The following is a 10,731-nucleotide window of genomic DNA, read 5'->3' as shown; positions in this document are numbered from 1 at the left end:
TCAAAAGACAACCCGCACAACCGATCCACGTCGTCGTCGAGCGCGTCGAAAACCTCGACGATCTCCTCACGACTACTGACACCCACCCCTCAAACCCTACGAACACCCACCGACAAAAAAGACCACATTGTGACCAAAGAAACCCAAGTGACACAAGGGATTACAGATAGAAAGTCACACGTTCGACGCCGCCGGATCCATGGCACCTCCCGGTAGCGGTGCGGGTCGGGCAGTCGCCGGCGACGCACCATACGCACCAACACCAGGACCGCCGTGATGGGAAAGCACACCGTCGCGGGCTAGCCCGCGATAGCGGCGGGCCCCCGCGACTCGGAGGTCACCTCGTCGACCACGGTGTAGATGAACTTCATCTTCTCCAGCACCGCAACCGGCAGCACGAACGGGTACAGGTCGTCGTGGCCCATCGATCGGTTCACCATGTTCAGCGACCACGACAACGGCAGCCACATGTCGATGATCATCTGAAAAGCGCTGGGGCCCAAGGCTGGTCGGTCGAAGGTGGCCGACGCCGACGCGAAGCCGCACCACGCCGAGGTGTCCAGCGTGTCGCGGATGTGCAGGTAGTGGGCGAACGTCTCGGCCCAGTCCTCGGCGGGATGCATGGTGGCGTACGACGACACGAAGTCTTCCTGCCAGTCCTCGGGCGGCCCCTCGCTGTAATGCCGGTCCAGCGCCTCCTGGTAGTCGGCGTCGGGATCACCGAACAGCTCGTTGAACCGCGCCAGGTAGTCGCTGGACGGGGCGATCAGCCGGTAGAAGTAGTAGTGCCCGATCTCGTGCCGGAAGTGACCCAGCAGGGTGCGGTACGGCTCCTCCATCTCCACCCGCAGCTGCTCGCGGTGCACGTCGTCGCCCTCGGCCAGATCCAGTGTGATGACGCCGTTGTCGTGCCCGGTCATCACCTTCTCGTGCGCGCTGGACAGCAGATGGAAGGCCAATCCCTGCTCGGAATCTTGATCGCGCCCGATGATCGGCAGCTTCAGCTCGTGCAGCTCGGCGATCAGCCGCCGTTTGGCCGCCTCGGCTCGGGCGAACTCCGCCAGGCCGGCGGCGTCGGAGTCGTTGGGCCGCACCGTGGTCAGCGCGCAGGACGGGCACAACAGCCGCGGATTGTTGATCGGCACCAGCCAATTGCATTCGGCCAGCTGAAGATTGGCGCATAGCTGATACTCGGCGGCGTCCACGAAACCGGCGTGCTCGCCGGCGTTCTCCTCGGCGATCACCAGCAGGGCCATTTGCTCGAGCGAAAAGCCCAGCGCGCTGCCGCAGTTCAGGCAGGTGGAGTTCTCGAACATCAGGCGCTGGCCGCAATTGGGGCAGTTGAAGTCACGCATGGAGCACATCCCCCTCGAAGGGCACCACGTCGACCGCAACGTCGATCACGCTACGTTCGGAATCGGTGTAGATGATGCCCCGCAGCGGCGGCACGTCCGCGTAGTCGCGGCCGCGTCCGACGATGATGTAGCGCTCGTCGACCAGCTGATCGTTCGTGGGGTCCAAACCCAGCCATTCGAACTGGCCGGGCTCCTGCGGTGTCCACACCGCCGCCCAGGCGTGGGTGGCGTCTATACCGATCATTCGATCCTTCCCCGGTGGCGGGTCGGTGGCCAGGTAGCCGGACACGTAGCTGGCCGCAAGACCGTTGGCGCGCAGGCAGGCGATCGCCAGCCGTGCAAAGTCCTGACATACCCCTTCCCGGGCCGCCAGAACCTCATTGACCCCGGTGGAAATCGTCGTCGACCCGGAGCGGTAGGTGAAGTCGGCGAAAATCCGCGACGCGAGGTCGCGCAGCACGTCGACCAGCGGGCGCTCCGGGACGAAACTGGGCGCCGCGTATTCGCGGACCTCGTCGGTGATCTCGGGCGGGTTGAGATCCAGGGTGAATTCCGCGGCGAGCGCTCCCCTGCCCCCCGTCGGGCGGGCCGCCTCCCACGGTTGCACCGCCGGGCCGCTGGTGTAGCGCCCGGGAGCCGGTGGATACACGTCCACGATGGAGTCGCTGGTGACGGTCAGGGTGTGATGCGGCTCCGTGACGTGGAAGTACGAGCTGATGTTGCCGTAGACGTCGCTGCTGGTGGAGACGTCGGCGGGCGCGGGATCGATCGTCAGCTCGTGCACGATGCACCGCTGCCGCATCGAATCCCGCGGGGTGAGGAAGCCGCGGCCATACGAGCTGGTCACGACGTCGGAGTAGCGGTACTCGGTGCGGTGGGTGACTCGATGGCGGCGGGCGGCCCCGGCGTCGGCTGCAGACACAAGGCTGATCACATCACACCGGGCCATCCCGCGCCGTCCGCGGCGCAAAACCGTTTGCCGATACGGCGGCACGCGGGCGAAACCGGGAGCACAATCGAGATGTGGCCACGTGGTACGACGTCGCCCGCATCGTTCGTGAGCTGGCACTCACCTCGGAGCCGTCACCGCATGAGTGGCGGGTCGGCAAGAAGTTGCTGGCCTGGGAGCGACCGTTGCGCCCTTCCGAACGCGAGGCGCTTGAACACGAAGGCCTGGAACCGCCCGACGGCGAAATTCTCGGCGTGCGGGTGTCCGACGAGGGGGTCAAATTCGGGTTGATCGCCGACGAGCCGGGCGTGTATTTCACGACGCCGCATTTCGACGGCTACCCGGTGGTGCTGGTCAGGCTCGCCAAGATCGCGGTCCGCGACCTCGAGGATCTGATCACCGAGGCGTGGCTGACGCAGGCCCCGAGGAAGTTGGTCCAGGAGTTCTTGGCCGACTCGCGCTGACTCGGTCACACGTGCCGAAGGTCGATGACCCGTTGCAGATCGTCGACACAGGCGCTGACGACGTCGGCCAGGATCAACTGGGTCTTCTCGCGTGCGGCTGACTGCAATTCCGAAGCGTGATGACGCGCGGACGCGGCGTACGCGCACGCGCCGGCGGGATCGCGGTCGGCGAGAGCGGTTCCGGCCCCCAGCACCACCAACACCGTGTGCACGGGCCGCGGGAGCCCCTCGTGGAAGCCGTCGGCGTTGTTGGCGACGGCGCGGGCGAGTTGCAGCACCGAACCGGCCAGCAAGGCCACGTGCACGGCCTGATGGTCGGCGGCCTCGACGGTGTCCCGCAGGCCCCAGCGTCGCGGGGCGATGGTGACGACGTGGCGGGCGGTGGTGCGCGCCTCCAGCAGTCCGCTGAGCTGCTCGTGCACCCGGTCGACGGCCGTCAGCGGCCAGTCGGGAGGGGGTGCTCTGCGCCCGGCGGCGATGTCCGCGGCTCGCGACAAGACGTCGTGCAACACGCTCAGCACGCCGACGCGGGCGGTGCGCAGCAGCTGCAGCGGGTCGGCGGGGAACAGCAATACGGCGAAAACGATGGCCACCGCGCCGCCGATCAGCGCGTCGAAGATGCGTTCCAGGCCGACGCCGCCGCGGTAGAGGGCCAGCACCAGGATCGCCGACACCACGGTCTGGTTGGCGAACATCATCCCGTGCCCGATGAAGCCGCCCCCGATGAAGACCGCGGCGCCCAGCGCGACCAGCGCGGCGACTCCGATGGGGAGCGCCCCGGGTCCCAGCAGGCCCTGCACCACCGAGCCGACCCCGATCCCCAGGGTGACCCCGACCATCATCTGGACGGCGCGTTGCGCGCGCAGCACGTTGCTCGTCGACAACGACACCGCGGCGGCGATCGGCGCGAAGAACGGCTGCGGGTGCTCCAGGAGATCGTGCGCGAGGTACCAGGACAGGCCCGCGGCCACCGCGGTCTGCACCAGGTTGAACCACACCACACGCAGCCGTTTGAGACCCGCGCGGGCGGCGGCGAGAGCCGCGGGAGCCATCGTCCGCCGCGAGGTGCCCACGGGCCTAGGTGCGCTGCAACTCGAACAACGGAATGACCCGGCTGGTCTTGGACTGGTATTCGGCGAAGCCGGGGGCGGCCGCGGTGACCTTCTCGAAGAGCGCGTCGCGCTCGTCGGACGGCAACTCGCGCGCCGTGACGGCGAACTCTTGCACTCCCTCCGGGGCGCCGATCTCGACACGCGCCCGCGGGTTGGCCCGCAGGTTGTGCACCCACGCCGGGCTTACCGGGGAACCGGCGAAGGAGCCGATGATGATCAGCTTGCCGTCGATGCGGAAATAGGCCAGCGGCGACACCCGCAGCTCGCCGGACTTTGCGCCGGTCGTGTGCAGCAGCAACAGGTTGGCGTTCTCGAACTGGCCGCCCACCTTGCCGCCGTTGGTCCGGAACTCGTCGATGATGGCGCTGTTGAAGTTGTTGATCGTCGCGGTGTCAGGCATTTCGGTCATGCCCGGTCAACCTTTTCTGGCTTGGCGTCTATTCCGGACTCCTTGCGCTGCTGGGCGGTGATCGGCGCGGGCGCATCGGTGAGCGGGTCGACGCCGCCGCCGGTCTTCGGGAACGCGATCACCTCGCGGATCGAGTCCACCCGGGACAGCAGCGCGTTGATGCGGTCCCAGCCGAAGGCGATCCCGCCGTGCGGCGGCGCGCCAAAGGTGAACGCCTCCAACAGGAATCCGAACTTTTCTTCCGCCTCGGCCTGGTCCAGGCCCATCACGGCGAACACCCGCTCCTGGATGTCGCGCCGGTGAATACGGATCGAGCCGCCGCCGATCTCGTTGCCGTTGCAGACGATGTCGTAGGCGTCGGCCAGCACGCTGCCGGGATCGGTGTCGACCACGTCGGAGTATTCGGGTTTGGGCGAGGTGAACGCGTGATGCACCGCGGTCCAGGCGCCGGAGCCGACGGCCACGTCACCGGCGGCGGTCGCCTCGTCGGCGGGCTCGAACAGCGGCGGGTCCACCACCCAGACGAACGCCCACGCGTCGGGGTCGATCATGTCGAGCCGGCTGGCGATCTCCCCGCGCGCGGCACCCAACAAGGCGCGCGACGACTTCGGCGGCCCGGCCGAGAAGAAGATGCAGTCCCCTGGCTTCGCCCCGACGTGCGCGGCCAACCCGTCCCGTTCGGTGTCGCTGAGGTTCTTGGCGACCGGGCCGGCGAGCGTGCCGTCGTCACCGACCAGCACGTAGGCCAGCCCGCGGTGCCCGCGCTGCTTGGCCCACTCCTGCCAGCCGTCCAGCGTGCGCCGCGGCTGCGACGCCCCGCCGGGCATCACCACCGCACCGACGTACGGTGCCTGGAAAACGCGAAATGTGGTGTCGGAGAAGAACTCTGTGCACTCGACGAGCTCGAGCCCGAACCGCATGTCCGGCTTGTCGGAGCCGAACCGTCGCATCGCATCCGCATAGGTGATCCGCGGGATCGGCGTTGGGACCTGGTATCCGATCAACGCCCACAACGCGGTCAGGATCTCCTCGGAGATCGCGATGATGTCCTCGGCGTCGACGAAGCTCATCTCCATGTCGAGCTGGGTGAACTCGGGCTGACGGTCGGCGCGGAAATCCTCGTCGCGGTAGCAGCGGGCGATCTGGTAGTAGCGCTCCATCCCGGCCACCATCAGCAATTGCTTGAACAGCTGCGGGCTCTGCGGCAGGGCGTAGAACGAGCCGGGGTGCAGCCGGGCCGGCACCAGGAAGTCGCGCGCGCCTTCGGGCGTCGAGCGGGTGATGGTCGGTGTCTCGATCTCGACGAAGTCGTGGCCCGCCAGCACCGCACGGGCGGCGGCATTCACGTTGGAGCGCAGGCGAAGTGCCGCGGCGGGGCCATCGCGGCGCAGGTCGAGGTAGCGGTACTTCAGCCGCAGCTCCTCGCCGGCGGGTTCGTCGAGCTGGAACGGCAGCGGCGCGCTGTCGCCGAGCACGGTCAGGGAGGCGACGTTGACCTCGATGTCGCCGGTGGCGATCTCGGGATTGGCATTGCCTTCCGGGCGGATCTCGACGACGCCGGTCACCGCGACGCAGAACTCGGCGCGCAACCGGTGCGCCTGGGCCAGCACCTCGGCGTTGCGGAACACCACCTGCGCGATACCCGAGGCGTCGCGCAGGTCGATGAAGATGACCCCGCCGTGGTCGCGGCGGCGAGCCACCCAGCCCGCGAGCGTCACCTGCTGCCCGGCGTCGCTGCTTCTCAGCGAACCGGCGGCGTGGCTGCGCAGCACAAACACTCCTTTTTCAGCGGGCTTTGGACGAGTGACCAGTCTAGAGGAGGTACTTTCGGACCTATTGCCACCAACCCCCCAACCGAAATCGCACTAGTCGGCCCCGGGGCCGTCGGCACGACGGTCGCCGCGCTGCTGCACAAGGCCGGGCACGCGGTTCAGGTGTGCGGCCGCACGGCCCGGGAACGCATCGAATTGCGACCCGACGGCGCGGATCCGATCGTGGTGCCCGGCCCGGTGCACACCGATCCCGGCCAGGTCACCGGCCCCGTCGACGTGGTGGTGCTGGCGGTCAAGGCCACCCAGAACGACGCCGCCGCCGGATGGCTGGCGCGCCTCTGCGGCCCGCACACGATCGTCGCCGTGTTGCAGAACGGCGTGGAGCAGGTCGAACAGGTGCAGCCGCATTGCCCGTCGTCACCGGTGGTGCCCGGGATCGTCTGGTATTCGGCCGAGACCCAGCCCGAGGGATGGGTCCGGCTGCGCACCGAAGCGTCCCTGGTGCTGCCCAGCGGGCCGTCGGCGCAGACGCTCGCCGAGCTGCTGCGCGGGGCCGGCTGCCGCGTCGAGTGCGACCCCGACTTCATCACGGCGGCCTGGCGCAAGCTGCTCACCAACGCGCTGGCCGGGTTCATGGCGCTGTCCGGGCGGCGGTCCGGCATGTTCCGCCGCGACGACGTGACCGAACTGTCGCGACGCTACGTCGCCGAATGCCTGGCGGTAGCCCGCGCCGAGGGCGCCCGGCTGCCCGACGGCATCGTCGACGAGTTGGCCGGCATGTTTCGCCACGTTGCCGAGGACATGGGCACCTCGATCCTGGCCGACAGGGAGAACCGTCGGCCGATGGAATGGGACATCCGCAACGGGGTGATCATCCGTAAGGCCCGCGCCCACAACTTGGCGACGCCGATCAGCGACGTCATTGTGCCGTTGCTGGCCGCGGCGAGCGACGGCCCCGGCTAGATTAATTCCATGTTCCCCTGCGAGCGCGTCGGCCTGGGCTTCATCGACAGCGCGCCTTTCGTGTTCCGCAACAGCGTCGATCTCGCCATCGCGCCCGAGCAGCTGTTCGAGGTGCTCGCCGACGCCCAGGCGTGGCCGCGCTGGGCGAGCGTGATCACCAAGGTGACCTGGACCAGCCCCGAGCCGCGCGGTGTCGGCACCACCCGCGTCGTCGAGATGCGCGGCGGGATGGTCGGCAACGAGGAGTTCCTGGCGTGGGAACCGTTCAGCCACATGGCTTTTCGGTTCAACGAATGCTCTACCCAAGCCGTCGCCGCGTTCGTCGAAGACTACCGGGTCGAAGTCATCCCGGGTGGTTGCCGGTTGACGTGGACCATGGCGCAGAAGCCCGCGGGCCCGGCCAGGCTGGCGATGTACGTGGTGGGGCCGCTGCTCAATCTGGGCCTTCGCCGGTTCCTGCGAAACCTGCGCAGCTACACCGACGCCCGCTACTCCGCGACCCAGCAACATTAGGAGCGTGCCATGAGCTTCAACGAGGGAATGCAGATCGACACCAGCACCGCGTCCTCCTCGGGTGGGGGCGGCATGGGGATGGCCATCGGGGGCGGCGGCCTCGGCCTGCTCATCCTCATCGGCGCCCTGTTGCTGGGCGTCGATCCGGGCCGCGTGCTCAACCAGCAGGGAAACACCAGCGGCTACTCGGTGCCCGGGTTCGACCTGAGCCAGTGCAAGACTGGGGCCGACGCCAACAAGTACGTGCAGTGCCGCGTGGTCGCCACCGGCAACTCCGTGGACGCGGTGTGGCATCAGCTGATGCCGCGCTACACCCGGCCGCACGTGCGGCTGTTCACCGGTTCGGTTGACACCGGCTGCGGGCCGGCTACCACCGCGGTGGGCCCGTTCTACTGCCCGGTGGACCAGACCGCGTACTTCGACACCGACTTCTTCCAGGAGCTCGTCGACAAATTCGGTTCCAGCGGTGGGCCGTTCGCGCAGGAGTACGTCGTCGCCCACGAATACGGCCACCACGTGCAGCAACTGCAGGGCGTCCTGGGCCGCTCCCAGCAAGGGGCGAAGGGCGCAGGCGGCAACGGTGTCCGCACGGAATTACAGGCGGACTGCTACGCGGGCATCTGGGCGCACTACGCGTCGACCGTCAAGCAGGAGAGCACCGGCGTCCCCTATTTGCAGCCCTTGAGCGACCAGGACATCCAAGACGCCCTCTCGGCCGCGGCGTCGGTGGGCGACGACCGCATCCAGAAGGAATCGACCGGACGGGTCAATCCCGAGTCGTGGACGCACGGTTCGTCGGAGCAGCGGCAGCATTGGTTCACCGTCGGCTACCAAACGGGCGACCCGAAGCAGTGCGACACATTCTCCGCCCCGAGCCTCGGCTAGACCTGATGGCGGCGGCCCGCTTCGCCCGGTCCCGCCGCGCTCGCGACCGCCGCTAGACCTGATGGCGGCGGCCCGCTTCGCCCCGCTTTCACGGTCGTAGCCAGTCCCCCGGCGACGATGCCGATCCGCCATGCGCACGTCGGGTGCGTGTCTTAGACTTCTACCCCGCCGCACGACGCGAAAGGCTCGTATGTCGGATCTGACGCAGGAGCGCACCGACACCGCGGAGGTGTCGGTCTGGGCGCCCTTGCGCAATCAGGTTTTCCGCGCCCTGTTCATCGCGCAGTTCGTCTCCAACGTCGGAACATGGATGCAAAGCGTTGCGGCGCAATGGTTTCTGGTCGAAGGTCACAGCAGCGCCACCGTCGTGGCACTGGTCCAGACCGCGAGTCTGGGGCCGACGCTCCTGTTGGGATTGTTCGCCGGCGCGCTCGCCGACGTGTTCGACCAGCGGCGGCTGCTGATGGTGCTGCAGTCGTATGCGGTGGTGGTGGCGCTGGTGCTGGCGGGACTGACCTACTTTGGCCGACTCACCCCGACCGCGCTGCTGCTGTTCACCCTGGCCATCGGCGTCGCCTCCGCGCTGACCGCGCCGGCCTGGCAGGCGATTCAGCCCGAGGTCGTTCCGCGCGAGCAGATCACGGCCGCCGCGACTTTGGCCAGCGTCTCGGTGAACATCGCCCGGGTGGTCGGACCCGCCATCGGCGGCGTCGTCCTGGCGTTGGTCGGTCCAGCAGCGGTGTTCGCGATCAACGCGATCTCGTTCGTGGGCATCATCATCGCCCTGGCGGCCTGGCGGCGGCCGAAACAGATCGCGCCCGTCGAACGAGAACACCTCGGCCAGGCGATCCTCACCGGGTTGGCCTACGCCGTCAACGGCCCGATCTTTCGCAGGATCCTGCTGCGCGCCGCCCTTTTCGTCTTCCCCGCATCGGCCCTGCTGGCCCTGTTGCCGGTGGCCGCCGCCGACACCTGGCACCTGCGGGCCAGTGGCTACGGTATGGCGCTGGGCGCCATCGGTTGTGGCGCGGTGCTCGCCGTCGCGGTCCCCGCACCGTTACGCCAGAAGCTGCCGCCCAACACGCTGCTGGCCGGTTGCGCGGCCGCGTACGGGGCGGCCACGCTCGCGGTGGTTTGGCTGCCGTTCGCCGCGGCGGCGCCCTTCCTGGTGTTGTCGGGGATGACCTGGCTGATCACGCTGACGACGTTGAACGCCGCGGCGCAGCTGCATTTGCCGCGCTGGGTCCGGGCCCGGGGGTTGGCGATGTACCTGCTGGTCTTCACGGGCTCGCAGGCGGTCGGCTCGTATCTCTGGGGTGTGATCGCCACGCGGGAAGGATTGGGTGTGGCGCTGACCTTGTCGGCGGCGTTGCTCGGCGTCACCGCTCTCAGCGTCGTGCCGCTCGGGTTGCGGCCGGAAACCGGGAAGCTCAGCCGCGATATTTCGCGGGCATGGCCGTCGCCGATGGTCGTGTTCGAACCGTGCCCGAACGACGGACCCGTGCTGGTGACCGTCCGCTATCGAGTCGTCACGGACACCCTGCAGGACTTCGTGGAGGCGATGAGCGCGGTCAGGCGCTCACGGTTGCGAACGGGAGGCCATAGCTGGGGGCTCTACCACAGCCTGGAACATCCCGACACGGTCCTCGAGAGGTTCACCGTGCCGTCGTGGACCGAATTCAGCCGGCAACACACCGAACGCTGGCTGGAGTCCGACCACGACGGGGTGACGAGGGCGGTGGGCTACACCGTCGACAACACGCGGCGGCACGAGTACTACCTCGCGTTGCGCGTGCACCGATAAGCGGCTGCTACCGGTTCACCAGGGCCGCGTCGAGCAGGTGACGCCGGTGGTGGCGCTCTGCGTCACCACGACCTGGCCGTCGACGGCGATCTGGCACTGAATCTGTGGCATGTTCGACGAATCGCAGTCCGGCCAGTGACACCCGCCGCTCGCGTTCACGAACGCCCATTGATTCGGGTCGGCCAGGGTCGTGTTGTAGACGAGCGGCTGCCCCGCGCTGAACGCCGTCTGCACGCTGTTCAAGTACTGCGACGAGTTGGCGTTGAAGGCCGCCTGGCTGGGCGGATCGGTGTTCATGTAGCGGACGTTGCCGGTGAGATTGCCGGTGGCGGTGATGGTGTAGGTCACCTGGTGGCCGGCAGGGTCCGCAGATGAGGTCGCGGGCGTGACGGCCAGCACTGCTGCTGCCGCAAACGTCGCCACTGCGACCCCCGTGGTCACTATTCGCACGTTCGTCATATCGAAAACGCTACCCAATTCGTTACGGGGCTACGCCTGGAAAGGG

The 10,731-nt window shown here is 68.1% G+C and carries 11 protein-coding genes; 5 read left to right on the top strand and 6 right to left on the bottom strand.

The window, feature by feature from the left end:
• Nucleotides 1–299 precede the first annotated feature (299 nt).
• Nucleotides 300–1,355 (bottom strand): putative zinc-binding metallopeptidase, encoded by a 1,056-nt coding sequence (locus A5756_RS23735; protein ID WP_066958136.1) that lies wholly within the window; start codon nucleotides 1,353–1,355, stop codon nucleotides 300–302.
• Nucleotides 1,348–2,304, bottom strand: a complete 957-nt coding sequence (locus A5756_RS23730) for a transglutaminase family protein (protein ID WP_066958133.1) — start codon at nucleotides 2,302–2,304, stop codon at nucleotides 1,348–1,350. Before A5756_RS23730 ends, A5756_RS23735 begins: the two co-directional genes overlap by 8 nt.
• A gap of 74 nt (nucleotides 2,305–2,378) precedes the next feature.
• Between A5756_RS23730 and A5756_RS23725 the strand changes: the two genes are divergently transcribed.
• A complete protein-coding gene (locus tag A5756_RS23725; RefSeq protein ID WP_066958131.1) occupies nucleotides 2,379–2,768 on the top strand; it encodes an MmcQ/YjbR family DNA-binding protein in 390 nt (129 codons plus the stop codon).
• 5 nt (nucleotides 2,769–2,773) lie between these two features.
• Here the strand turns inward: A5756_RS23725 and A5756_RS23720 are convergent, their stop codons facing one another.
• From A5756_RS23720 to aspS, 3 genes are read right to left on the bottom strand one after another with little or no spacing between them, the layout of a single operon-like run.
• Complete coding sequence (locus tag A5756_RS23720; protein WP_066958147.1) at nucleotides 2,774–3,820, bottom strand: aromatic acid exporter family protein; 1,047 nt, start codon at nucleotides 3,818–3,820, stop codon at nucleotides 2,774–2,776.
• Nucleotides 3,821–3,845: 25 nt separating this feature from the next.
• Nucleotides 3,846–4,289: a nitroreductase family deazaflavin-dependent oxidoreductase gene (locus A5756_RS23715; protein ID WP_066958129.1), complete on the bottom strand. Its 444-nt coding sequence runs from the start codon at nucleotides 4,287–4,289 to the stop codon at nucleotides 3,846–3,848.
• On the bottom strand, nucleotides 4,286–6,067 hold the full coding sequence (gene aspS / locus A5756_RS23710) for an aspartate--tRNA ligase (protein ID WP_156659791.1): 1,782 nt from the start codon (nucleotides 6,065–6,067) through the stop codon (nucleotides 4,286–4,288). The genes A5756_RS23715 and aspS overlap by 4 nt, the downstream gene beginning before the upstream one ends.
• Nucleotides 6,068–6,124: 57 nt before the next feature.
• Between aspS and A5756_RS23705 the strand changes: the two genes are divergently transcribed.
• From A5756_RS23705 to A5756_RS23690, 4 genes are all read left to right on the top strand, one after another.
• Nucleotides 6,125–7,024 (top strand): oxidoreductase, encoded by a 900-nt coding sequence (locus tag A5756_RS23705; RefSeq protein ID WP_197505820.1) that lies wholly within the window; start codon nucleotides 6,125–6,127, stop codon nucleotides 7,022–7,024.
• 9 nt (nucleotides 7,025–7,033) lie between these two features.
• Nucleotides 7,034–7,537 carry an SRPBCC family protein gene (locus A5756_RS23700; protein ID WP_066958124.1) on the top strand — a complete coding sequence of 168 codons (504 nt, stop codon included), beginning with the start codon at nucleotides 7,034–7,036 and terminating at the stop codon, nucleotides 7,535–7,537.
• Between the two features lie 9 nt (nucleotides 7,538–7,546).
• Complete coding sequence (locus A5756_RS23695) at nucleotides 7,547–8,422, top strand: neutral zinc metallopeptidase (protein ID WP_066958120.1); 876 nt, start codon at nucleotides 7,547–7,549, stop codon at nucleotides 8,420–8,422.
• A gap of 190 nt (nucleotides 8,423–8,612) precedes the next feature.
• The gene (locus A5756_RS23690) at nucleotides 8,613–10,226 is read left to right on the top strand and encodes an MFS transporter (RefSeq protein WP_066958117.1); all 1,614 of its coding nucleotides are present in this window, start codon (nucleotides 8,613–8,615) and stop codon (nucleotides 10,224–10,226) included.
• A 15-nt stretch (nucleotides 10,227–10,241) separates the two neighbouring features.
• Here A5756_RS23690 and A5756_RS23685 read toward each other — a convergent pair whose 3' ends face one another.
• Complete coding sequence (locus A5756_RS23685) at nucleotides 10,242–10,685, bottom strand: hypothetical protein (protein WP_066958114.1); 444 nt, start codon at nucleotides 10,683–10,685, stop codon at nucleotides 10,242–10,244.
• Between the last annotated feature and the right edge of the window lie 46 nt (nucleotides 10,686–10,731).

Origin of the sequence: Mycobacterium sp. 852002-53434_SCH5985345 (assembly GCF_001667155.1) — a bacterium.
Classification (GTDB): Bacteria; Actinomycetota; Actinomycetes; order Mycobacteriales; family Mycobacteriaceae; genus Mycobacterium.
Note: the sequence above shows the minus strand (reverse complement) of the source record. Positions and strands in the feature narration are given on the sequence as shown.

Bases quoted from the DNA above. Each gene is read 5' to 3' on its own strand.
- A5756_RS23735 (WP_066958136.1), bottom strand. From the start codon at position 1,355: ATGCGTGACTTCAACTGCCCCAATTGCGGCCAGCGCCTGATGTTCGAG.
- A5756_RS23730 (WP_066958133.1), bottom strand. From the start codon at position 2,304: ATGGCCCGGTGTGATGTGATCAGCCTTGTGTCTGCAGCCGACGCCGGG.
- A5756_RS23720 (WP_066958147.1), bottom strand. From the start codon at position 3,820: ATGGCTCCCGCGGCTCTCGCCGCCGCCCGCGCGGGTCTCAAACGGCTG.
- A5756_RS23715 (WP_066958129.1), bottom strand. From the start codon at position 4,289: ATGACCGAAATGCCTGACACCGCGACGATCAACAACTTCAACAGCGCC.
- A5756_RS23700 (WP_066958124.1), top strand. From the start codon at position 7,034: ATGTTCCCCTGCGAGCGCGTCGGCCTGGGCTTCATCGACAGCGCGCCT.
- A5756_RS23695 (WP_066958120.1), top strand. From the start codon at position 7,547: ATGAGCTTCAACGAGGGAATGCAGATCGACACCAGCACCGCGTCCTCC.
- A5756_RS23690 (WP_066958117.1), top strand. From the start codon at position 8,613: ATGTCGGATCTGACGCAGGAGCGCACCGACACCGCGGAGGTGTCGGTC.
- A5756_RS23685 (WP_066958114.1), bottom strand. From the start codon at position 10,685: ATGACGAACGTGCGAATAGTGACCACGGGGGTCGCAGTGGCGACGTTT.